Here is a 22,149-nt window from a genome sequence, read left to right as displayed (position 1 = left end):
AACTAGGGTACTACAACTTCTAAATTTCCTAAAACATAATTTGTAGCCAGTTTAAACGAGCTGTGATCTTTTTGCAATGTTACGTTTTTAAGAACAATAGTATGTGTAAAAACTTTGTTGACATTTGTGGTCGTAACTTCTATAATTCCGCTTTCTCCCGCAAGTCCATCACGGGCAATCCATGTTTCGCTTACCGCAGGAGATGATGGTATTGTGGTGTTACAAAAGTAACTTTGTGTCAGGGTACCATTTATATAAGTACGTAATAAAACTTTGTTGGTTGTACCGTTAGCATTGATAAGACCTGTTCTTGGCGTTGTTGTTATTTCATTTACAAGCAGCGCAGGATCTATATTGTCAATCGTTAATGCAGATGATGCGTTGTAGTTGTAAACCTGTTTTGAAGCATTTGTACATTGCTGTACAGGATTGGTGAAAACTGTATTTGGTGCAGTATATGAAGTTGAAAAATTTCCAAATACGTATTCTGCTTCAACCTGATCTCCGGCAGGTTTAGCAAAGGTGATGTTTCTAAAAACAATAGTATGGTTGTAACCTGTAATTGTAGTACTTCCGTCAGTAGATGCTGTGCCTGGTATTGAAGTGGTAGTGATCTCTATTTTTCCGGCTGTTCCAATCCATTCTTCTGTAATATTTGGTGTTTTTGGTGGTATTGTACCGCATATATTGGCAGTGGCAACAGTACCATCATAAGCTCTGTAAACAACACGATAGGTACTATTATTGATGTCATAAGAATAAACAGACGGATCGTTTATAATACTATTATCTGGTAATTGTATTAATAAAGATTCTTGGGGTTTAAGCTTATATATTAGATTATTGGTTAATGGGTCGCAGGTTTGAGCTTTAATACTTTCGTTGCTAAAATCAATAGTATCTACTGTTAAATCACCATCATCGCAACCGTTTAGTATTAGGGCGAACAATAGAAGGCTTGCATATTTTTTCATCGTAATTTTATTTGAGGTCAAAAATAGTGAAAAATTTGGCAAATGATATTTAAGATTAGACAATTGATATTTCATAACTTTGCAGCAATGAAAAAAGTATACCTCGATAACGCCTCTACAACCGCTATGCGTCCTGAAGTGATTCAGGAAATGACTAAAGTAATGACCGAAGATTTTGGTAATCCGTCTTCTACACACAGTTTTGGAAGAAACGGAAAGACTATTCTGGAACTTTCCAGAAAAAGTATTGCCAAACATTTAAATTGTTCTGCACAAGAAATTCTTTTTACATCAGGAGGAACGGAGGCTGATAACTGGATACTGCGTTCAGCTGTAGAAGATCTTAAAATCGAGCGTATCATTACCACAAAAATTGAGCATCATGCCGTTTTGCATACTGTTTTAGTATTGGAGTCTGAATATAATGTTCAGGTTGATTATGTTAAGATTAGTCCTGACGGAAGTATAGATCTTACTCATTTGTCTAATTTATTGGCAGAAGAAAAAAAGACTATTGTGAGTTTAATGCATGTTAATAACGAAACAGGAATAATTCTGGACTTAGACAGGGTTGGGGTAATTTGTAAGCAATACAATGCTTTATTTCATTCAGATACAGTGCAATCTGTGGGTAAAACAGAGATCGATTTGCAAAAAACTCCAGTCGATTTTATAATTGCAAGTGCACATAAATTTCATGGACCAAAAGGAGTTGGTTTTGCTTTTATACGCAAAAACTCTGGATTACAGCCTCTTATTTTTGGCGGAGAACAAGAAAAAGGACTTCGCGCAGGAACAGAAGCCGTGCATCAAATTGCAGGTATGGCAAAAGCCTTGTCTCTTTCTTATGAAAATTTAGATCAGGAAAGAACTTATATATCTGAATTGAAGATGTATCTGATTGATCAGTTGGAAACTCATTTTCCAGGCTTTAGAATTAATGGCAAAAAGGATGATTTTTATAATATCATCAATATAATTTTGCCTTTTTCGGCAGATAAAACTTCGATGCTTTTGTTTAGTTTAGATATGAAAGGAATTGCGGTTTCGAGAGGCAGCGCCTGCCAGTCCGGAAGTATAAAACCTTCACATGTTTTAAAAGAAATGCTTTCTGAAGAAGATTTAAAATTACCTAATCTCCGAATTTCATTCAGCCATTATAATACTAAAGAAGATATCGATTGGTTGATTGAGAGTTTGGGAGCTATTTGAGGTTCTAAGTTTCTGAGGGGCTAAGTTATTAAGGCAAAGGTCTAGTGAAATATTCTTCGACTTTGCTCAGGATGACATTGAAAGGTTGTCAGGCTGAGCGAAGTCGAAGCCATTTAATAAGGTGCTAAGATTCTAAGGTTCTGAGATATTAAGATTTTTGAACGTCAAAAAAAGCATTCTCAATTCACAATTAATAACTCACCATTATTTACGAATAACTTTCACTTGCGAATCTCTCGTAAGTTTTATAATTGTCGAAGGTTTTCCGGCAATTTTATCCTGATTTAGTTTTACGACATAATCAACACCTTTAATGATTTCAGGGCTAATATCCTTGAAAGCAATAGGGGTTGGTTGTCCTGAAATATTAGCAGATGTAGAAACCAAAGGCTTTTTCATTCTTTCCATTAATTTAAAACAAAACGGTTCTTTAACCAGTCTTATTCCAAGCGATTTATCAGCTGCAATAATGTTTGGTGCTACATTTCTGGCATCGTCTAAAATTAATGTAGTTGGTTTTTCAGATACATCCAAAATCTGCCATGCAACTTCTGGAATGTCTTTAAAAACATTATACATCATTTTTTCTCCATTCATCAAAACAATCATACTTTGTGTTTCGGCACGCTGTTTTAGTTTGTAAATTTTTGCAACTGCTTCCGGATTAGTTGCGTCACAGCCAATTCCCCACACGGTATCGGTTGGGTAAAGAATAATGCCGCCTTCTTTTATCACTTCGTAAGCATTGTGAACTTCAGTGTTAATATCCTGACTCATAACTTAAAATATTTTTTATGATAACAAATAGCTTTGTTATAAGGTTTGTTTATTTATAATTTGAACTATTTTTTCTAAATCAGTCTCAGCAATTCCTACATATAAAGGCAGGCATAAAATTCGTGAGGCTACTGATTCAGAAATAGGCATTGTATCTCCTTTTGTGTATTCTATTGTATTTAATGATGGATAGAAATAACGTCGGGGAAATATATTTTCAGCTGCCAAAGCATCCTGAACTTTTAATAAAACAGCTTCTGAACTAAAAATTACAGGATAATAACTGTAATTCCATTCTGTATTTTCTCTTACTTTTAAAGATTGTACAGTTTTAAAATTTAAATTTTCATTATAAAAATCGACTACTTTTTTTCTTTCCGCAATAATATGGTCCATGTACGGAAATACCGCTAAGCCCATTGCTGATTGCAGTTCAGAGATTTTAGCATTGATTCCTAAACCATGAAATGCCAAAGGCCCGTCATGTCCGAAATTATGGCTGTAATACAACTGATGAAAAGTTTCTTTGTCATCGCAGAATATTGCGCCGCCTTCTCCGGTATGAAATAATTTTGTTGCGTGAAAACTGCAAGTGCTTACATCTCCAAAATTAAACACAGATTGGTTATTATACTTAACTCCAAAAGAATGAGCAGCATCGTAAATTACCTTTAAATTGTGTTTTTTTGCGATTTTTTCAATTTCGATTACGTGACAAGGATTCCCAAAAACATGAGTTGCTAGTATTGCAGTGGTTTTTGGCGTAATGGCAGCTTCGATTTTAGTTTCGTCTATGGTTAAATAATCTGGATGTATATCGACAAAAACAGGTGTGCAATTTTCCCATACAATTGCTGCAGAAGTTGCTACATAAGAAAAAGGAGTGGTGATAATTTCGCCTCCTTTACCAAATAACTTTAATGCAATTTGAATTGGTATTGTGCCGTTATTAGTAATAATTAAATTAGAAACTTCAAGATGTTTTTTAAGTTTATCTTCTAATTCTATAGTAAGTTCACCGCGGTTTGTAAGCCAAGCTTTATCCCATGCACGTTTTACAAAAAGGTTGTATTCTTCTTGCGGAGGTAGAAAAGTTTTGGTTACAGGAATCATTAAATTTTTGATTAGTGGTTTTTAATTTATCTTTAAGGGTAAACTATTGTTATATTTGTGGGGTAAAAATAGGAAAAGAAACCTAAATTTTGGGCATAAGTCAGCATTATAACATTATAAGAAAAACGATATGCCGTTGAGTTGTTTGAACAACAATAATTTAAGGGATCATTTTTATAAAATTAATATCAATAACAAATTCAAAATAAATTTAAGAATACTATGGAAATCAACACTTTTTTGCGAAATTTTGCAGATATTTTAGATGATACAGATGCGGCATTAATCACACAAGAAACTGTTTTTAGAGATTTGGATGAGTGGAATTCATTGACAGCTTTGTCATTAATCGCTATGGCAGACGAAGAATATGATGTAAAACTTACTGGAGACGATATTAAATCTTCGAATTCATTAAATGATATCTTTGAAATTATTAAAAATAAAGGATAATTAAATGGCTGCTTTTTCAATAAATGATATTGCAATAAAAGGCATTTCGTGTTGCATTCCTAAAAACACAGAACGCAACATTGATTTAGAGTTGATAAGTCAGGAAGAGATTAAAAAATTTATAGAAGTAACAGGAGTTGAGGAACGACGAATTGCTTCTAAAGAAATTTCTACTTCTGATTTATGCTGTGAAGCTGCAGAGAAATTAATCAGCAGCCTGAATTGGGAGAAAGAAGAAATTGAAATATTAGTTTTTGTTTCGCAGACGGGAGATTATATTTTGCCTATATCAGCTGCAATAATTCAGAATAGATTAGGTTTGTCGACTCATTGCATGGCGTTTGATGTGCCACTGGGATGTTCTGGTTATGTTTATGGAATTTCTATAATTGCGGGAATGATGAAAACGGCCGGTTTTAAAAAAGGACTTTTATTGGCAGGAGATACTATAAGTAAAATTGTCTCAAAAACCGATAAGAGTACATTGCCACTATTTGGTGATGCCGGAAGCGCAACTGCATTTGAAATTGATGAAAAAGCTGGAAATATATTTTTTGATTTAGGTACAGACGGATCAGGTTATAAAACCATTATCGTTCCTGATGGAGGTGCAAGAAACAGAGTAAGTGAAGATTCTTTAAAAGTAAATAAAATCGAAGAAGGTATTAGCCGAAACTCTTGCGATTTAGTTTTAGACGGAATGGATGTTTTTAGTTTCGGAATATCTCAGGGACCTAAAACTGTAAATAAACTGATAGAAAAATTTGCAATCGATAAAGAAAAAGTTGATTATTTTATTTTTCATCAAGCAAATATGATGATGAATAAAATGATTGCAAAAAAGTTAAAATTGCCTATTGAAAAAGTGCCTTACTCGTTAAAGTATTTCGGAAATACATCTTCGGCTACAATACCTTTAACTATTGTGTCAGAATTAAAAGATAAGATTTTAAACCGGTCTTCTAATTTATTAATGTGTGGTTTTGGAGTGGGTTTATCATGGGGAACAATGCTCATTGAAGATGCGAAAATAGAGTGCTTAGATTTAATTGAATTATAAATGATTATTTTACAAGATAAAAATATATTAGTTACTGGTGCATCTCAGGGAATTGGCAGAGAAATTGCAATTACGGCTTCTAAATTAGGAGCGAATGTTACTGTTGTTGGCAGAAATGTAGAAAAACTACAAGAGACAATTTCACTGTTAACAGGAAACAACCATAAAATGTTTGCTGTTGATCTTGCAGTTACGGAAGATCTTGATAAACTAATTTTGCAAAGTTCGGCATTTGATGGTGTTGTTTTTAATGCGGGGATTGTAGAATATCTTCCTGTTAAGTTTTTGAGCGAAAGTAAAATAAATGCTGTTTTTTCTATAAATTTTGATAGTAATGTCTTACTGAGTCAAAAGTTGGTCAAGAAAAAATTATTAAATAAAAAAGCTTCTTTGGTTTTTATATCCTCAATTTCTTCAAAATTAGGTGTAGGGGGTACCGCAATGTACGCAGCTTCAAAAGCGGCGTTAGTATCTTTTTCTAAAGTATTGGCAACAGAATTGGCTCCGCAGGGAATAAGATCAAACAGTATTTGTCCCGGAATTATAAAAACAGCAATGACAGAGCAGGCAAATGATATTGCCTCTGAAGAGGAAGTGAAAAAAGCTGAATCAGAATATCCATTAGGATACGGAGAACCTGCAGATGTTGCAGGATTAACAATGTACTTACTAAGTGATATAAGTAAATGGATGACAGGCTCTGATCTAATTATTGATGGCGGATTCACATTAAAATAAAAATTATGAATTCAAATATACAGGCTTTTCATTATTATGATGATGCTATTTTTTTGAAGGAAACAAATAACCTTTTTAAAAAAGTTTGGCATTTTGTTGGATTCAAATCTGATTTTTTAAATGATAATGATTTTATTGCTTTAAAAATTGCAGGTACACCCATTGTAATTCAGAATGTAAGAGGTGAGATTAAATCATTTTTAAATGTATGCTCTCATCGTTTTTCTATAATTCAGCAGGAAGAATCGGGAAACAGGCCTTTGGTTTGTCCTTATCATGGTTGGGCTTATGATAAAAATGGTATTCCAAGTGGTATTCCGAAAAAACCTTTGTTTAAAAAATTTTCGAAAGAAGAGCTCTGCGAAATGAAATTGAAAGAATTTGAAGTTTCATTTTGTGGTAATCTGTGTTTTGTTTCTTTAGATCAGGATGCTGAACCTTTAGAAAATTTTATAGGTGTTTTTTATGAAGAATTAGAAACAATGTCATTGGTATTAGGAAATAGAATTGATGTTAATTCTATGGAAATAAATGCAAATTGGAAAGTTATCGTTGAAAATACGCTTGAAAGTTATCATGTTGGACTGGTTCATGCAGATACCCTGGCTAAATTAGAACCTTCTGGAATAGATTTTACTTTTGATAAAACCAATTCAAGCTGGACAAGTAATTTAAATATAGTAAAAGACAAAGGAGGTTATAGAAAGATTAATGATTATTATTCACCAAGAGCTTATGATATAGATGGTTATAAACATATTTTGATTTTTCCTAATTTGTTAATATCTACTACGCACGGAATTTCTTTTAATTATTCTTTAATTGAACCCATTACGCCAGATAAGACAAAATTTACAAGTCATGTTTTTACAACAATTACAGATTCAGAAAAAACACCAATAGTTATTAAAGCTTTTGAAGAATCATTAATTGGTTTTAACAGACAGGTTTTTAATGAAGATAAAACAGTTTGCCAGCTTGTGCAGCAAGGTGTCAGACATACAAATTTATCAGGAAAACTTTCTGATGAAGAAGAACGAGTTCATCATTTTCAAAAACAATATTTAAATTTCTTAGAAAATGAAAGCTAATATAAAAGCTATATCTTACTATTTACCAGAAGCAGTTTTATCGAACGATTTGATTAATCAGGAATTTCCAGAATGGGAAATTGAAAAAATCAGTTCTAAAACAGGCATTAATTCAAGACATATTAGTGCCGATAATGAATTTTCTTCTGATATGGCTGTCAAAGCTGCAGAAAAACTTTTTGCAGAACATAATATCGACCGATCAACTATCGATTATTTGTTATTTTGCACACAGAGTCCGGATTATTTTTTACCGACGACGGCCTGTATTATTCAGGATAAATTGGGATTAAATACTTCGATTGGCGCCTTAGATTTTAATCTCGGTTGTTCAGGTTTTGTATACGGTTTAAGTTTAGCAAAGGGATTAATTGCAGGTGAAATGGCAAAAAATATTTTGCTTATCACTGCAGAAACGTATTCAAAGTTTATTCATCCAAAAGATAAAAGCAACAAAACTATTTTTGGAGATGCTGCCGCGGCTACATTAATTACTGCTGAAAAAGGTTTTTGTTCTATTGGTAATTTTATTTTTGGTACAGACGGAAGAGGAGCAGAGAACCTAATTGTAAAGCAAGGTGGTATGCGTTTTCCTGTTTCAAGTGAAAATGAAGATATTGTAGATGAGTTTGGAAATGTTAGAAATGATAAAAATCTGTACATGAACGGAGCGGAAATCTTCAATTTTACTGGAGAATTTGTTCCCAAACTTATATTCTCAATTTTAGAGAAATCAAACTTAACAAAAGAAGATATTGACTTGTTTATTTTTCATCAAGCCAATAAATATATGTTGAATCATTTGAGAAAAAAAATAAAAATTCCCGAAGAAAAGTTTTTTATCGCTATGGAAGGATGTGGAAATACCGTTTCATCTACAATTCCAATTGCTTTGTACGAAGCTCAAAAGCAAAGAAGATTAACAGCATCTAAAAATCTAATACTAGCAGGTTTTGGCGTAGGATATTCGTGGGCGGCATGTAACTTAATAATCTAAACTATGAAAAATTTAATTATAATAGGAGCAAGAGGATACGGGCGTGAAGTATGTGGGCTTGCTAAACAATGTCCTGGTTACAATACTGAATATATGATAAAAGGATTTTTGGATGATAAATTAGATGCTCTCGATGGTTTTGATAATTATCCGGAAATTATTTCATCTGTAGAAAATTATGCAATTCAGGAAAATGATGTTTTTGTTTGTGCACTGGGGAGTGTACAATGGAAAAAACATTATGTAGAGATTATTTTATCAAAAGGAGGTAGATTTATTAATTTGATTCATCCTACAGTAATTTTTACCTCAAATGTAACCATAGGAAATGGCTTAATCATTTTTATGTATTCTAATATTAGTAATGACTGTATAATTGATGATTTTGTGACAATTCAGGGTTTTGTGGCGATAGGGCACGATTCTAAAATTGGAAAATGGTCACATGTTAATGCTTATAGTTTTATGGGCGGCTATGCCATATTAGAAGAAGAAGTATGCCTTAATACAAGATCTACTATTTTGCCTCATATTACGATTCGTAAAGGGGCAACAGTTGGAGCAGCCAGTCTTGTGATTAAAAATGTAAAGGAAAATAGTACAGTTTTTGGGGTTCCTGCAAAAAGAATAGAATTTTAATAAGGATGGATAGTAAGAATAAAAGTTTTAATAATTGTTCCTGTCAAAGATTTTAAAGGATTACAGAAAATATAATCAAAATCACGGATAAGGAGATAAAATTTAATTGTTAAGCTAATGTTTGGATGCGGAATTTCCAGTTTGCGCCAACCGGACTGAAAAAAAATGATTCCACTCTATAAAAGTATGACTTAGATAATATTTCAAAAAGAATAAGAATATAAAATGAAAGATCAGGAAAGTATCATTTCAGGCTGGATCGAAAATACAGGTGATCCGCTTGTAACTATTATTTGCACAACTTTTAATCATGAAGATTTTATAAGTGAAACTTTAAAAGGTTTTTTAATGCAGAAAACAACATTTTCTTTCGAAATAATTGTACACGATGATGCTTCTACAGATAATACACAAAATATAATAAGAGATTTTGCAGAAAAATATCCTCTAATTATTAAGACAATTTTACAGGAAAAAAATCAATATTCTAATAAAGAAGTTAATATTTGGAGTGATTTTACCTTTCCTATGGCACAAGGAAAATATATTGCCTTATGCGAAGGAGATGATTATTGGATCGATAAATTGAAATTGCAGAAACAAGTCGACTTTTTAGAAAATAATAAAGAATATGTTATCACTTGGACTGATTATCTTAATCGAAAAGGAACTGAATTAGTGTCAAACAATTTCAAGGAAACTTTGTCATCAATATATACCATCGACTTTGATACCATTTTTCAGCCTTATTGTACTTTAACACTAACCAGTGTTTTCAAAAAAGATGCTGTTGATCCTTTAGATTATAAAAAATTCAAATACGGTAAAGATAATACGCTCTATGCATTGGCGCTTTGCCACGGAAAAGGAGCTTTTTTAAATTTTCAAGCGGCGGTTTACAGATTGCATCCCGGAGGTGTATTTTCTTTAAAATCAACGTTTTTTCAGCGTTATTCTTCTTATCTCAATGTAAAAGAGATTTATGATAATATTCCGCAAGCCAGAACAAAAAATATCGAAAAAGTAATGGTTTCGTTATTAAAAGCGTCTGCGTTTGAGGCTTTGAAATTGCGTAAAACAGAAGAATTTAAAAACATCGAAGAACCTCAAAAAGCAATTAATGAATTTTTAGAGAAAGCCAGTTTATCTTTAAAATTCAAATATTTTTTGAAATATATAAAATCATGATTTTAGAATTCTTAGCGACCAAATAAAGATTTAAAATATAAAATCGTTCGATCAAAAAGGCTTATTTTCTGAAATAAAGCCTTTTCTTTTTTACTTAAATGTTTGTAAAAAGGAATATTAAATGAATTAGCATTTCGAATAGTACGTACTAAAACTTTATCAATATGTTTTTTGAATAAGTTCTGATTGAAATATTGAATCTTTTCATTCTGCGAAAGCAGGAATTTTGATGCATTTATGGTTTCAATAATTTCGTCAGGCGAAAGTTTTTTTTGCAATGAAACTGCATTTAAATAAAAATCAATTTTGGGATCTGCCGGATCTATTTCAAGTGCAGCTAACTGTTTTATTTTTACTCTTTTTACAGATCGGTTAACATTATCAATTTTTGTTTTACTAATGTTGTTATCGTGTTGCCTGTAATTTAGCAGAGATTCCGGAATATTATAGAAATGTGTTTTATCTAACAATCGGCTCCATAAATCATAATCTTCAGCAGGAACATAGTCATTGTCGAATTTTAGATCGCCTAAAACTTCTTTTTTAAACATAACAGTTGGGTTACCAATGTTACAACTGTGTAAAAAAGATACTTTTATAGCATCGTGATCGTTACTGTGATTTATGGTTTTATTTTTTTTAGATCCAAAAAAAGTAAACCCTGTGCCGCAAACTCCAATTTCCGGATTGTTTTTTAATACTGTTATTTGTTTTTCAAAACGAGTTGGCAAAGCAATGTCATCAGCATCCATTAAGGCAATAAAGGTGCCTCTTGCAGCGTTAATTCCTTCATTCCTGAGGTTTGCCGGACCAACATTCTGTTCTTTATCAATAATAATTACCCGATTATCTTTAGATTGATTTTTTTTAATTATTTCTAAACTTTCATCAGTAGATTTATCATTTAATATTATAAGTTCAAAGTCTGAGAATGTTTGATTTAGGATACTTTCTATGCTTTCCTGCAAAAATGGAGCAGCGTTAAAAACAGGAATTATAACAGAAATTTCAGGAATTTGCATGATTTTGCATGGTTTTTGTTTCAACAAAGCAAAGATAATATATAAGTTAAAATTATCTTAAAGAATAAGTGGTAATTTTATAGATAATTTCGGAATGTTTTTATCTTTGCCCTAACAAATTTAAATAAATGAAAAAAATCCACGTTGGCTTTTTATTTTCTTATGATTACGAAAAACTAAAAATATCAATTCCTCTTGTGTACAATGATGCCGATGCTATCTTTTTAGCAGTTGATGAAAAATTTAGAACCTGGTCAGGTCAAATTTTTGAGGTTGATGATCAGTTTTTCGAATGGATAAAACAATTTGATACCCAAAATAAGATTACCATTTATCGTGACAATTTTTATGTGCCTGAACTTTCGGCAATCGAAAATGACAACAGAGAGCGCTATATGCTGTCTTTAAAAATGGGAATCGGAAACTGGCTTATACAGGTGGATAGTGATGAATATTTCTTAGATTTTAAAAAGTTTGTAAAAGATTTAAGAAAGCATGACAACTTTTTAGACGATCCGGAAAACAACAGAATACAGGTTGCTGCTTTTTTAATTAACATGTTTAAATACACTGATGGAGGTTTATTGTATGTAGATAAAGCCACCAGAGGACTTATGGCAACTAATTATCCAGATTATAAAGTGGCTAGAAATACGCGTCAGAGAATTATATATACGCGTAATTTGTTATGGCATGAAACTTTATCAAGAACAGCGGAAGAAATAGAATATAAGTTTAAGAACTGGGGACATAACGATGAAGTAAACCCGGATTCGTTTATGCAGAAATGGAAATCAGTTAATAAGAATAATTATAAATCGATGCGTGATTTCTTTTATATGGAGCCTGAAAAATGGAAAAAACTGGCTTTCGTAAAAGGTACAACTTATAGCGAGATTAAAAATAATATTGACATTTGTAAAGTAGCGCCTTCGAATCTTTACATCTGGAGCAAAAACATAGGACAATGGTTCAAACATTTATAAAGAAATACTATTATTTTAGTATTTCTTTATAAACATTTAAATATTCTGAAGCTGCAACTTTCCAATCGAAACTTGCAGCTCTTTTTTTCAGTTGGTTTTCGATTTCGGTTTTATTATTCTCGAAATTATTTAATCCGTCAAAAAGAACTTCTTTCATATATTCAGGATCAAAATTGGTCCAGTAATTTGAAACATCACCTCCAATTTCAGGCAAAGAAGTTTTATCAGATAAAAATATTGGCTTACCAAAACTCATTGCTTCAATTGGCGGAAGTCCAAAACCTTCGCGAATTGAAGGGAAAAGAAATGCCGCACAGTTTTTCATGTAAAACTGTTTTCCTTCATCAGATACTTTTCCGGTCAGGAAAACCTGATTGCTAAGGCCATTGTCATCAATTAACTTCTTGATTTCTTCGCCATACTTTTTATTGTTATTTCCGGAAATGATTAGATTAAAATCCTTTATTCCTTTCATCATGGTAATGATCGAAGCATAATTTTTTCTTTCGATAAAATCACCAATCGTATAAAAGAAAGGTTTGTCTACCGGAACAGTTGAAACAAAAGAAGAAGTGTCTAAAAGTGCCGATATTGGGTTTCCGTTATAAATAACATATTCAGGAACATTGGGTACATTAAAATGTTCGTGCGTATTTTTTTTTGCAAATTCTGAGATATAAGTAATTGCAGTGGCTCTTTCGAGTTTTTTTCTAAAAAGTTTATGCAGTTTAGAGCTTTTGTCTGAAGAAATTTCTTCGACAAAATGAATATCATGAACCGTAAGTAAATAGTTCGTTTTAAAAAAAGGTTCGACTTTAATATTTTGATTTACAGAATGCCATAAATCGTATTTTTTTCGAATTCTGAACAAAGGATGACGCGAAAGACTATTGTATTTATGATACTTGAATTTATCTTTAAATTCCTCTTTAAGAAGTTCTGGTTTTGCACTGTTTAAAGTTAATTCAAAGTCATTCAGATTTAATGTCGATAATCCTTTAATTAATTCGTAATTAAAAGTTCCTAAACCTGATGCTCTGTTATTGATATTATGTGTTTCCAGGAAAATACTTTTTTGTGGCATCTAGTTCTTTTTTTTACGAAAATACAATAATAATTTGAAGTGTTAAATCGTATATGTACTTTTGTTCCTTATAAAAAACTACTGATGAATTTTAAAGTAAATCCTTCTTTCGAAAATAGTACTTCGTCAATTCTTGACAAAATCAAAACGTTTAATTCTTCGGGTGAACTTTTTGGAAATGGAGATCGCAATAAAATAAAATTGTTTGATCTAGAAGGAAAAACCATCAATATTAAATCATTTAAAATTCCGAATATAGTGAATAAGATTGCTTATCGATATTTTAGAAAATCGAAAGCAAGACGTTCGTTTGAATATGCTACAATTTTATTAGAAAAAGGAATTGGAACGCCACAACCAATTGCATTTCTTGAAAATTTTAATATTGTAGGTTTAAAAGACAGTTATTATGCAAGTGAGCATTTAGTAACCGAATTGACATACAGAGAATTGGTTGAAATTCCAGATTATCCGGATAACGATGCGATTTTAAGACAGTTTACAAAATTTACTTTTGATCTTCATGAAAAAGGAGTAGAGTTTTTAGATCATTCACCCGGAAACACATTAATCAAAAAGAACGACAAGAATCAATACAGTTTCTTCCTGGTTGATTTAAACCGAATGAATTTTCATGAAAACATGAGTTTTGAGCAGCGAATGAATAACTTTAGCCGCTTAACTCCTAAAAAGGAAATGATTGCTGTAATGAGCAATGAATATTCTAAATTCTATAAAGAAAAGTCAGAAGCTGAAATTTTTGAAAAAATGTGGCATGCTACCACTCATTTTCAGGATGAGTTTGCCAGAAAAAAAAGATTGAAAAAGAAACTTAAGTTCTGGAAATCGTAGTTTTTGATCTTAAATTTTTAAGCTCCTGAAAACGCACAGCAACACTTAAAGCATTTAGGTAACAAATAATAATTCCCTTTTTTCCGTCTAAAATTCCTAAACGAAGGATATACTGATTTAGAAATTGGTAGACAGGGCGTATGTAAAAATGAAAAAAATGAGGTTTTGTTTTTTTAACTAATTCTTCCTGCGCTTTCAATTGTCCGTAATGAATCATCTTTTGCTTGTAATCATCATAAGTAGAGTAGGAATAATGAATTAATCTATTTTTTAATTTTCCGGTTTCTCCCGCTATAATTAATTTTTCGTGTACAATTTTTTCATGATTGTAATGAGCATTTTCTTTTTTGAAAAGGCGGATTATTTTGTCTGTTTGCCAGCCACTAAAACACAGTTTTTTATTCTGGAACATAAAAGTTCTGTACATAAAATAAGCCGAAGCGCTACTTTGCTCATTAATAATACTGCTGATTTCTTTTTCAAGTTCAGTCGTTAGCCTTTCATCAGCATCAATAAAAAGAATCCATGAATTTGTTGCTAAACTCAATGCATAATTACGTTGAGAAGCAAAATTATCAAAAACACGCTGAACAATTTTTACATTTTTAAAGGATGAAGCTATTGCAAAAGTAGCGTCTAAACTAAAAGAATCTACCACAATTATTTCATCGGCGAAAGTCAGATTTTTAAGAACAGCTTTTATATTTTGTTCCTCGTTATAAGTAATTACTAATGCAGTTAAAGTTTGTTTTTTAGGCAAAGTCATTAGATAGAATTGCTTAAGTTTTGATTTAAAAACGATTCAATTTGCGCTTTAAAATATTCAGGCTTAAATTCTTTATACAATGATAAAGACTCTTTTTTGAGCATTTTTTCTGTTTTTTGATCGAATAAATCTGCGCGATAATCTTTTAAATGCACAGACAGATGATGAATTCCATCTTCAAAAGTGGCCCAGATTTTCTTTTCGATCCACGGAGAGAAAATAATAAATGATGGCTTTTCAAGTGCTTTTGCCATATTGATAGCGCCGCCATCGTTTCCTATAATTAAGTCACATTGGTTCATAATAGCTATAAACGAACGGAGGTCATCGCCCAGTAAATCAAAATATATTTTTTTCTGGGTAGAAGGTTTGCAAGCGTTAAAAACGGTTTTAGCGTCTTCTAATTGCTTTGGGAAATAATTAAAAAGAATATTGAAATCTGAAGTATCGGCAACGTAATCCACTACTTTAGACATAAACTCTAAAGGGTATGTTTTTAATTTTTCGCTTCCTAAAAGACTAATCATAACTGTTTCTCGATCTTTTGAGACATTATGTTTTTCAAAAAGCGCGATAGCTTCCTGATTTTCTTTTTCATAAACAAATAATTTAGGAATAGGATCGATTGGTGACTTTAAATCAAGAGGTCCTAATAACGAAAGTCGTCTTTCTATAGCTAAACCTAAATTGGTTTTGGGAAGAGCTTCAAACGGAACATTGTCAGTATATAAAAAGCTTCTTCCGGGTTTTTTGTATGAGATTTTTCGCTTTGCATTACTCAGTAATACCAAAATCCAGCTTTCTAATTTTGAATAAGCATCAATAACCAAATCATACTTTTGATTCCGAATCTGGATTCCAAGGTTTAATAGTTCTTTTTTGCTTTTGCGGTGTTTTTCTTCAAACAAAATAATATTGTCAATACTTGTATTGCCTTCTAAAACAGGAGTTGTCGAGGCATAAACCAAGTAATCTATTTGAGCATCCGGATAAGCAGTACGCAGGTTATTGCATATTATACTGCTGATCAAAACATCTCCAATCATTTTTTGCTGAATTACAAGTATCTTCATATAGAAAGCTTAATCTTATTAAGAGTCTACAAATTGAAGCAAAAAAAATCCAAATTCCAATTGATAATCATTGGAATTTGGATTTTTTAATTTGCTTTATTTTAAACCTTACACCGCAACGTCGTATTCGCGAAGTGCATTATTTAATGAGGTCTTTAAATCTGTAGATGGTTTACGTGTACCAATAATCAAAGCACATGGAACCTGAAACTCACCAGCAGCGAATTTTTTAGTATAACTTCCAGGAATTACTACTGAACGTGCAGGAACAAAACCTTTCATTTCAACAGGTTCGTTACCGGTAACATCGATAATTTTTGTCGAAGCAGTTAAACAAACGTTAGCACCAAGAACAGCTTCTTTACCTACGTGAACTCCTTCTACAACAATACAACGAGAACCAATAAAAGCACCGTCTTCGATAATTACAGGAGCAGCTTGTAATGGCTCTAAAACTCCACCAATACCAACACCACCACTTAAGTGAACGTTTTTACCAATTTGTGCACAACTACCAACAGTTGCCCAGGTATCAACCATAGTTCCTTCATCAACATAAGCACCAATATTTACATAACTTGGCATTAAAATAACACCACTAGAAATATAAGCTCCGTAACGTGCAACAGCATTTGGTACTACACGAATTCCTTTTTCAGCATAACCTCTTTTAAGTAACATTTTGTCGTGATATTCGAAAATACCAGATTCCCATGTTTCCATTTTTTGAATTGGGAAATACATCACAACAGCTTTCTTCACCCATTCGTTTACTTGCCACTTATCACCAACTGGTTCAGCACAACGTAATTTTCCTGCATCAACCAATTCTATAACTTCTCTGATAGCATCAGTTGTAGTAGTTTCTTGTAATAAAGCTCTGTTTTCCCAAGCTTGTTCAATTATAGTCTGTAAAGAATTCATAAGTTTTAATTTTTGGCAAAGATAAGGTATTTGTACAAATGCAAAAAAGTAAATGCTTTTGAAAATGTTACAGATATAACTTTTTGTTTTTAATTTGATAAATAAAATACAGCTGTTATAGTTGAATTTTTCAAGAGATAATACCTCTAAAAGTTTTTTTAATGTCAGAATATGACAAAAATCAGGTTTTGACTTTTTTGTTCTAATTAATTTCGCACCACGAATTTCCCCAGAGAAATAAGGGAAATTGAAATTACCATTCCAAAACAAATTATATAAGCAATAAAGACATGAATCAGGAAAATCAACTTCACGGACAAAGACCTATTATAGATAAAGAGGTCTCATGGGACAAAACTCAGGTTATTATGAGTAAAACGAATGCTTTTGGTATTATTGAATATGCCAATGAGACTTTTGTTGATGTGTCAGGGTACGAAGATTATGAATTAATGGGGCAACCACACAATATTATTCGCCACCCGGATATGCCCCGAGTAATTTTTAAAGTGCTTTGGGAAAATCTTAAAAACGGAAAAAACTTTCACGCGATTGTAAAAAACCTGGCAAAATCAGGAAGATTCTATTGGGTAATTACTGATTTTGAAATTTCAAGAGACGAGAATGGTGTAATTGTAAATTATTTTGGAAGACGCCAGGCTGTACCACAAGAAGTTATTGCATTGCATATTGAGCCCCTTTACAAAAAACTTTTGCAGATAGAAGCAGCAAGCGGAATGGAATTTAGTGAAAAATACCTTATTGGATTTTTAGAAGAAAAGAAGAAAACTTATGTTGAATATATTAAAGACCTGATTTTTGAACACGAAAGAGGTCAGGCAAAATTTGCTCAATATGAAGAAAGAGTAGTTGTAGAAGAGGAGGAAGAAGAAGAGGAAAGAGGTTTCTTCAGGAGATTATTTAATAGATAGTATTTGATTTTTTTAGGTTTGCATATTTGGAAAAAAAGTCCGTTTTGAGTTTTCAAAACGGACTTTTTGTTTAAAGGGCTAGCTTGTTATAAATTATTCTTTCGTTGAAAGATTGTATGTAAGCTTTTATGAATTTTTCGTATTCTTTAACTTTAGCTTTGTCCTTGTTAATTAGATTATCTTCTAATAAAACGTCTTTTTTCCAGTTATAAAGACCAATAGTCTGGTTATTTGCAAAAGCCAAATAATAATCGTCCTTAATATAATGATACGTTCCCTGAAGGTAATAAACAACAAAGTTGTCTTTAGATTTATAACTTTTACCAAAACTTACCATATCAGTTTTAATATTTAAGTAATCTAATATACTAGGCATGATATCGATTTGCTGAAAGTTCTTTTCATTAACACCAACTAATTCAGGATTTGAAGGATCGAAAAATAAGATTGGAATTCTAAATTTTCCAATATTGGTCTGGTCAGCTTCCTGATCGCCTCCTGCAGAAGTATGATCAGAAGAAATTACAAAAAGAGTGTTGTTGTACCACTTTTGTTTTTTTGCCGTTTCGAAAAACTTTTTCAAAGCATAATCACTGTAAGCAATACTTTCCTGGATTACAGTTGTTCCTTTTGGAAATTTTCCTTTGTACTTTTCTGGTATAATATAAGGATTGTGAGAAGAAATAGTAAAAAGAGAGCTGAAAAATGGCTGCTTGAATGAGGTTAATTTTTTGGCATAAAACTGTAAAAATTCTTCATCAAAAATCCCCCATCGTCCGTCAAATGCTTCTTTACCTGTATATTCGTCTTTTCCAAAATATTGATCAAAGCCTGCTACTTTTGCATATTGGTCAAAATTCTGGCTTCCGTTAAAAGCACCGTGGAAAAAAGAAGTTTTATACCCTTCATTTTTGAAAATTTTCGGCAGTCCATTTATTTTATTTAAAGAATAACTAGAAGTTATAAATGAATTATTCATTAAACTCGGAATACTTGAAAGTATAGAAGGAACGGCATCAATAGAAACTTTTCCGTTGGCAAATCCGTTTTTAAAATAGTAAGATTTTGTAATAAGCGAATCCAGAAAAGGAGTTTGTCCGCGTCGGATATTTTCATTTCCAAAACTTTCTAAAATCAAAATCACTACATTTTTTTTGATAGCAGGTTTGTTAGGGTTTAATGAAATTACCGGATTGTATATTGATTTTAACTCTTTTGTATTATAATAAGTAGTGTTTTCAATATCTTCTTTTTTGGCAATAGTTTTTAAGATTGTAAAAGGAGTATTTAGTACTAAAGCAGTATTGCTTAATGCTCCGTATTTAATTCCGTCAACGATTTTTATGGGCTTTTTTTGGAATCCGCCACGTCCTAAGATCAATAATACTACAATTGAAAGCGCTAAATAGCTAAATTTTAGAACGTAATCTTTCTTAGTAATATCTTGTCTTGTTATGTTTTTATTTAAATCCGGAAGTAATTTCCAAAATAAGATGCTAATCGCGATAAAAATAAGTGCAATATACCAGAACTCAGCAAGAAATGACGGGATAAGTCCAATGGCTTCCTGCTCCATACCTTTAGCGGTAATCATACCAAAAGTACTTCTTCTGGAAGTAAAGCGGTAATAGATAATATCGATAAAATTGGTTGCTATAAAGAGAAGATTGACAACGTAAAAAGCAATCTTAAGTACGCGTTGGTATGAACTACTGTATTTAAAATTACCCGGAAGTAAATGAGCCACCAGGAAAATAATATTCAGATAGCTAATAGCGGCAAAATCAAAGAAAAGTCCACCTATAAATGTTTGAAATGTAAAAGTATCAAACAAATCCAAATTCATGAAGTAAAACAATGCTCTGCTTAATTGGTAGATTAGAACAATTAAAAGAAATCTTTTTAAAAATAAAGCAATACATTTTTTGTAGTTATTCATTTGGGGCTTAATGTTTTATTATTCTTTTTTAGTTTTTAAAAATTTAGCATACAGTGATTTAAAAGAACCGGTAAAATTTGACGCAAAAGAACTTATTTTTTTTGAAATTATGAAATATTAAACCACATTTTTCTGATTAAAAAGGAATTTTGTTAAAATTGTATATAAAAATGCAATATAACATCACATCGTGGGTTTTATTTTAAGAATTTTAAAACATAAAGATTGTTTTTAAGTTCATTATTCCTTTCTATCTTTGTTAAAAATTCAAAAATGCCAAGAATTCTCTCTATAGATTACGGACAAAAACGTACAGGGATTGCTGTAACTGATGAAATGCAAATTATTGCTTCAGGATTAACTACGATTCCAACCAATGATCTGATCAATTTTTTGAAAGATTATTTTTCAAAGGAAAAGGTAGAAACGGTCTTAATTGGTGAACCGAAACAAATGAACGGGCAACCATCAGAAAGTGCTTCTATAATTAAAGGATTTGTTACTCATTTCTCGAATATTTTTCCGGATATGAAAGTAGTTCGTGTCGATGAGCGTTTTACTTCGAAAATGGCATTTCAAACTATGATCGATAGCGGATTAAGCAAAAAACAGCGACAAAATAAAGGATTAATTGATGAAATCTCAGCTACAATAATGCTTCAGGATTATCTTTCTTCAAATCGTTTTTAATTTTTGTTGCTTTGCAATTTCTTAACCTTATGTTTTTAGTAAAAACATAACTTTTATCATGTGATTTTAGTTTTTTTTTGCAATTATAAAAAGTACCTTTGCACTTTAAAAACAAATTACTGTTATGCCTGACAATACAATACGTTCCAATAGTGAAGTAGTGCTTATTGGAGCTGGAATTATGAGCGCAACTCTTGGATTAATTTTAAAAGAGCTGCAACCGGATATAAAAATTGAAATTTATGAACGTTTAGATGTCGCTGCTGCAGAAAGTTCTGATGCTTGGAATAATGCAGGAACAGGACATTCAGCTTTTTGTGAATTAAATTACACCCCAGAGAAGGCTGACGGAAGTATTGATCCTAAAAAAGCAATCAGTATAGCAGAGTCTTTTGAGATTTCGCGTCAGTTTTGGTCTTACTTGGTACAACAAAATAAAGTACCGTCTCCAGATAATTTTATTAAAAGTGTTCCTCATATGAGTTTTGTGTGGGGAGATAAAAATGTTGAATATCTTAAAAAGAGATTCGAAGCTTTACAAAGTAATCCTATTTTTTCTCAAATGGAATTTAGTACTGATTTTGAGAAACTAAAAGAATGGATGCCACTTGTGATGGAAGGTAGAGAAGCTAACGATAAATTAGCCGCAACCCACATGGAAATTGGTACCGATGTAAATTTCGGAGCTTTGACCAGAAGTATGTTTAATTATTTAGAAAAACTAGATGGTGTTTCTTTATACTTTAACCATGAAGTAAAGAAGTTAAGACAACGTGAGGATAAATCATGGAGAATTAAAATTACTGATTTAACAACCGGTCAAACAAGAAAAGCATATACTAAATTTGTATTTATTGGTGCAGGTGGAGGTTCATTGCCTTTGTTAGAAAAAGCAAAAGTTCCTGAAGGAAACGGTTACGGAGGTTTTCCGGTAAGCGGACAATGGCTAAAATGCACAAATCCTGAAGTAATTGCTAAGCATCAGGCAAAAGTATATGGTAAAGCAAGTGTAGGAGCGCCACCAATGTCGGTTCCGCATATCGACACACGTGTGATTGATGGTGAGAAAGCATTGCTTTTTGGCCCTTTCGCAGGATTCTCAACTCGTTTCTTAAAAAACGGATCTTATTTAGATTTACCGCTATCTATAAAAGCAAATAATTTAATCCCTATGTTATCAGCGGGATTTCATAATATTCCATTGACTAAATATTTGATAGAGCAGGTTCGTCAGTCTCCAAAAGACAGGATGGCGGCTTTACGCGAATATTTACCATCAGCACGTTCTAAAGACTGGAAATTAGAAAAAGCAGGACAACGTGTTCAGGTAATTAAAAAAGATGAAAAAGAAGGTGGAGTTTTAGAATTTGGTACAGAAGTAATCAATACTCATGATGGGACTTTAGCAGTGTTATTAGGAGCTTCTCCTGGAGCATCGACTGCAGTTGCGATTATGGTAGATTTGATTGGAAGATGTTTTACCAACCAAATAAAAACACCGGAGTGGGAGGCAAAACTGAAAAGTATGATTCCTTCTTACGGACAAACTTTAAATGACAAACCAGAGCTTTTAGCAGAACTTAGAAAACATACTTCTGAAGTTTTAAAACTAAGTAATTAAGCTTAACTTTTATATTAT

Annotated in this window: 22 protein-coding genes; 13 read left to right on the top strand and 9 right to left on the bottom strand. The window is 32.0% G+C overall.

Annotation, left to right across the window (positions count from 1 at the left end; translation table 11 throughout):
* Positions 1–2: 2 nt before the first annotated feature.
* Complete coding sequence (locus tag FLACOL7796_RS21080; RefSeq protein ID WP_173972764.1) at positions 3–974, bottom strand: hypothetical protein; 972 nt, start codon at positions 972–974, stop codon at positions 3–5.
* An 87-nt stretch (positions 975–1,061) separates the two neighbouring features.
* On the opposite strand from FLACOL7796_RS21080, the gene FLACOL7796_RS21075 reads away from it, so the two are divergent.
* Positions 1,062–2,186 (top strand): cysteine desulfurase family protein, encoded by a 1,125-nt coding sequence (locus tag FLACOL7796_RS21075; RefSeq protein WP_173972763.1) that lies wholly within the window; start codon positions 1,062–1,064, stop codon positions 2,184–2,186.
* 204 nt (positions 2,187–2,390) lie between these two features.
* Here FLACOL7796_RS21075 and FLACOL7796_RS21070 read toward each other — a convergent pair whose 3' ends face one another.
* A complete protein-coding gene (locus FLACOL7796_RS21070) occupies positions 2,391–2,963 on the bottom strand; it encodes an L-threonylcarbamoyladenylate synthase (RefSeq protein WP_173972762.1) in 573 nt (190 codons plus the stop codon).
* A gap of 36 nt (positions 2,964–2,999) precedes the next feature.
* Positions 3,000–4,076 (bottom strand): DegT/DnrJ/EryC1/StrS family aminotransferase, encoded by a 1,077-nt coding sequence (locus FLACOL7796_RS21065; RefSeq protein WP_173972761.1) that lies wholly within the window; start codon positions 4,074–4,076, stop codon positions 3,000–3,002.
* 222 nt (positions 4,077–4,298) lie between these two features.
* Here FLACOL7796_RS21065 and FLACOL7796_RS21060 point away from each other — a divergent pair, with 222 nt between their 5' ends.
* From FLACOL7796_RS21060 to FLACOL7796_RS21030, 7 genes are all read left to right on the top strand, one after another.
* Positions 4,299–4,529, top strand: coding sequence for a phosphopantetheine-binding protein (locus FLACOL7796_RS21060; RefSeq protein ID WP_071637096.1), 231 nt, complete (start codon positions 4,299–4,301; stop codon positions 4,527–4,529).
* Between the two features lie 4 nt (positions 4,530–4,533).
* Positions 4,534–5,589 carry a 3-oxoacyl-ACP synthase III family protein gene (locus FLACOL7796_RS21055; protein ID WP_173972760.1) on the top strand — a complete coding sequence of 352 codons (1,056 nt, stop codon included), beginning with the start codon at positions 4,534–4,536 and terminating at the stop codon, positions 5,587–5,589.
* Positions 5,590–6,327 carry an SDR family NAD(P)-dependent oxidoreductase gene (locus tag FLACOL7796_RS21050; RefSeq protein WP_173972759.1) on the top strand — a complete coding sequence of 246 codons (738 nt, stop codon included), beginning with the start codon at positions 5,590–5,592 and terminating at the stop codon, positions 6,325–6,327. It abuts the gene before it with no gap.
* A 5-nt stretch (positions 6,328–6,332) separates the two neighbouring features.
* Positions 6,333–7,418: an aromatic ring-hydroxylating oxygenase subunit alpha gene (locus tag FLACOL7796_RS21045; protein WP_173972758.1), complete on the top strand. Its 1,086-nt coding sequence runs from the start codon at positions 6,333–6,335 to the stop codon at positions 7,416–7,418.
* A complete protein-coding gene (locus tag FLACOL7796_RS21040) occupies positions 7,408–8,415 on the top strand; it encodes a ketoacyl-ACP synthase III (RefSeq protein WP_173972757.1) in 1,008 nt (335 codons plus the stop codon). The genes FLACOL7796_RS21045 and FLACOL7796_RS21040 overlap by 11 nt, the downstream gene beginning before the upstream one ends.
* Before the next feature lie 3 nt (positions 8,416–8,418).
* Positions 8,419–9,054 carry a PglD-related sugar-binding protein gene (locus FLACOL7796_RS21035; protein ID WP_173972756.1) on the top strand — a complete coding sequence of 212 codons (636 nt, stop codon included), beginning with the start codon at positions 8,419–8,421 and terminating at the stop codon, positions 9,052–9,054.
* 225 nt (positions 9,055–9,279) lie between these two features.
* Positions 9,280–10,242, top strand: coding sequence for a glycosyltransferase family 2 protein (locus FLACOL7796_RS21030; protein WP_197913341.1), 963 nt, complete (start codon positions 9,280–9,282; stop codon positions 10,240–10,242).
* A gap of 11 nt (positions 10,243–10,253) precedes the next feature.
* Here the strand turns inward: FLACOL7796_RS21030 and FLACOL7796_RS21025 are convergent, their stop codons facing one another.
* Entirely contained in the window at positions 10,254–11,264 is a 1,011-nt protein-coding gene (locus tag FLACOL7796_RS21025) for a glycosyltransferase family 2 protein (RefSeq protein ID WP_173972755.1), read from the bottom strand.
* Between the two features lie 128 nt (positions 11,265–11,392).
* On the opposite strand from FLACOL7796_RS21025, the gene FLACOL7796_RS21020 reads away from it, so the two are divergent.
* Positions 11,393–12,250: a hypothetical protein gene (locus FLACOL7796_RS21020; RefSeq protein ID WP_173972754.1), complete on the top strand. Its 858-nt coding sequence runs from the start codon at positions 11,393–11,395 to the stop codon at positions 12,248–12,250.
* A 10-nt stretch (positions 12,251–12,260) separates the two neighbouring features.
* Here FLACOL7796_RS21020 and FLACOL7796_RS21015 read toward each other — a convergent pair whose 3' ends face one another.
* Positions 12,261–13,334 (bottom strand): glycosyltransferase family 4 protein, encoded by a 1,074-nt coding sequence (locus FLACOL7796_RS21015; protein ID WP_173972753.1) that lies wholly within the window; start codon positions 13,332–13,334, stop codon positions 12,261–12,263.
* A gap of 84 nt (positions 13,335–13,418) precedes the next feature.
* Here FLACOL7796_RS21015 and FLACOL7796_RS21010 point away from each other — a divergent pair, with 84 nt between their 5' ends.
* On the top strand, positions 13,419–14,186 hold the full coding sequence (locus FLACOL7796_RS21010; protein WP_173972752.1) for a Kdo domain containing protein: 768 nt from the start codon (positions 13,419–13,421) through the stop codon (positions 14,184–14,186).
* On the opposite strand, the gene FLACOL7796_RS21005 is transcribed toward FLACOL7796_RS21010, so the two are convergent.
* From FLACOL7796_RS21005 to FLACOL7796_RS20995, 3 genes are all read right to left on the bottom strand, one after another.
* Entirely contained in the window at positions 14,167–14,952 is a 786-nt protein-coding gene (locus FLACOL7796_RS21005) for a glycosyltransferase family 2 protein (protein WP_173972751.1), read from the bottom strand. The genes FLACOL7796_RS21010 and FLACOL7796_RS21005 overlap by 20 nt on opposite strands.
* A complete protein-coding gene (locus FLACOL7796_RS21000; protein WP_173972750.1) occupies positions 14,952–16,025 on the bottom strand; it encodes a glycosyltransferase family 9 protein in 1,074 nt (357 codons plus the stop codon). Before FLACOL7796_RS21000 ends, FLACOL7796_RS21005 begins: the two co-directional genes overlap by 1 nt.
* Positions 16,026–16,133: 108 nt before the next feature.
* Entirely contained in the window at positions 16,134–16,949 is an 816-nt protein-coding gene (locus FLACOL7796_RS20995) for a 2,3,4,5-tetrahydropyridine-2,6-dicarboxylate N-succinyltransferase (protein WP_173972749.1), read from the bottom strand.
* A gap of 290 nt (positions 16,950–17,239) precedes the next feature.
* On the opposite strand from FLACOL7796_RS20995, the gene FLACOL7796_RS20990 reads away from it, so the two are divergent.
* Positions 17,240–17,881: a PAS domain-containing protein gene (locus FLACOL7796_RS20990; RefSeq protein WP_173972748.1), complete on the top strand. Its 642-nt coding sequence runs from the start codon at positions 17,240–17,242 to the stop codon at positions 17,879–17,881.
* 70 nt (positions 17,882–17,951) lie between these two features.
* Here the strand turns inward: FLACOL7796_RS20990 and FLACOL7796_RS20985 are convergent, their stop codons facing one another.
* Complete coding sequence (locus FLACOL7796_RS20985) at positions 17,952–19,820, bottom strand: LTA synthase family protein (protein ID WP_173972747.1); 1,869 nt, start codon at positions 19,818–19,820, stop codon at positions 17,952–17,954.
* 273 nt (positions 19,821–20,093) lie between these two features.
* Between FLACOL7796_RS20985 and ruvX the strand changes: the two genes are divergently transcribed.
* Together ruvX and FLACOL7796_RS20975 are read left to right on the top strand one after the other, a co-directional pair.
* Entirely contained in the window at positions 20,094–20,510 is a 417-nt protein-coding gene (gene ruvX / locus FLACOL7796_RS20980) for a Holliday junction resolvase RuvX (protein ID WP_173972746.1), read from the top strand.
* A gap of 124 nt (positions 20,511–20,634) precedes the next feature.
* Complete coding sequence (locus tag FLACOL7796_RS20975; RefSeq protein ID WP_173972745.1) at positions 20,635–22,131, top strand: malate:quinone oxidoreductase; 1,497 nt, start codon at positions 20,635–20,637, stop codon at positions 22,129–22,131.
* Positions 22,132–22,149 lie beyond the last annotated feature (18 nt).

The sequence above is a fragment of the Flavobacterium bizetiae genome (genome assembly GCF_902804475.1).
GTDB classification, from domain to species: domain Bacteria; phylum Bacteroidota; class Bacteroidia; order Flavobacteriales; family Flavobacteriaceae; genus Flavobacterium; species Flavobacterium bizetiae.
The sequence above is the reverse complement of the archived record's forward strand: the minus strand, read 5'-3'. Positions and strand labels throughout refer to the sequence as shown.

Coding starts and splice junctions, on each gene's coding strand:
- FLACOL7796_RS21020 (WP_173972754.1), top strand. CDS start 11,393: ATGAAAAAAATCCACGTTGGCTTTTTATTTTCTTATGATTACGAAAAA.
- FLACOL7796_RS21025 (WP_173972755.1), bottom strand. CDS start 11,264: ATGCAAATTCCTGAAATTTCTGTTATAATTCCTGTTTTTAACGCTGCT.
- FLACOL7796_RS21035 (WP_173972756.1), top strand. CDS start 8,419: ATGAAAAATTTAATTATAATAGGAGCAAGAGGATACGGGCGTGAAGTA.
- FLACOL7796_RS21055 (WP_173972760.1), top strand. CDS start 4,534: ATGGCTGCTTTTTCAATAAATGATATTGCAATAAAAGGCATTTCGTGT.
- FLACOL7796_RS21005 (WP_173972751.1), bottom strand. CDS start 14,952: ATGACTTTGCCTAAAAAACAAACTTTAACTGCATTAGTAATTACTTAT.
- FLACOL7796_RS21010 (WP_173972752.1), top strand. CDS start 13,419: ATGAATTTTAAAGTAAATCCTTCTTTCGAAAATAGTACTTCGTCAATT.
- FLACOL7796_RS20975 (WP_173972745.1), top strand. CDS start 20,635: ATGCCTGACAATACAATACGTTCCAATAGTGAAGTAGTGCTTATTGGA.
- FLACOL7796_RS21070 (WP_173972762.1), bottom strand. CDS start 2,963: ATGAGTCAGGATATTAACACTGAAGTTCACAATGCTTACGAAGTGATA.
- FLACOL7796_RS21050 (WP_173972759.1), top strand. CDS start 5,590: ATGATTATTTTACAAGATAAAAATATATTAGTTACTGGTGCATCTCAG.
- FLACOL7796_RS21000 (WP_173972750.1), bottom strand. CDS start 16,025: ATGAAGATACTTGTAATTCAGCAAAAAATGATTGGAGATGTTTTGATC.
- FLACOL7796_RS20990 (WP_173972748.1), top strand. CDS start 17,240: ATGAATCAGGAAAATCAACTTCACGGACAAAGACCTATTATAGATAAA.
- FLACOL7796_RS21015 (WP_173972753.1), bottom strand. CDS start 13,334: ATGCCACAAAAAAGTATTTTCCTGGAAACACATAATATCAATAACAGA.
- FLACOL7796_RS21045 (WP_173972758.1), top strand. CDS start 6,333: ATGAATTCAAATATACAGGCTTTTCATTATTATGATGATGCTATTTTT.
- ruvX (WP_173972746.1), top strand. CDS start 20,094: ATGCCAAGAATTCTCTCTATAGATTACGGACAAAAACGTACAGGGATT.
- FLACOL7796_RS21040 (WP_173972757.1), top strand. CDS start 7,408: ATGAAAGCTAATATAAAAGCTATATCTTACTATTTACCAGAAGCAGTT.
- FLACOL7796_RS20995 (WP_173972749.1), bottom strand. CDS start 16,949: ATGAATTCTTTACAGACTATAATTGAACAAGCTTGGGAAAACAGAGCT.
- FLACOL7796_RS21030 (WP_197913341.1), top strand. CDS start 9,280: ATGAAAGATCAGGAAAGTATCATTTCAGGCTGGATCGAAAATACAGGT.
- FLACOL7796_RS21065 (WP_173972761.1), bottom strand. CDS start 4,076: ATGATTCCTGTAACCAAAACTTTTCTACCTCCGCAAGAAGAATACAAC.
- FLACOL7796_RS21080 (WP_173972764.1), bottom strand. CDS start 974: ATGAAAAAATATGCAAGCCTTCTATTGTTCGCCCTAATACTAAACGGT.
- FLACOL7796_RS20985 (WP_173972747.1), bottom strand. CDS start 19,820: ATGAATAACTACAAAAAATGTATTGCTTTATTTTTAAAAAGATTTCTT.
- FLACOL7796_RS21060 (WP_071637096.1), top strand. CDS start 4,299: ATGGAAATCAACACTTTTTTGCGAAATTTTGCAGATATTTTAGATGAT.
- FLACOL7796_RS21075 (WP_173972763.1), top strand. CDS start 1,062: ATGAAAAAAGTATACCTCGATAACGCCTCTACAACCGCTATGCGTCCT.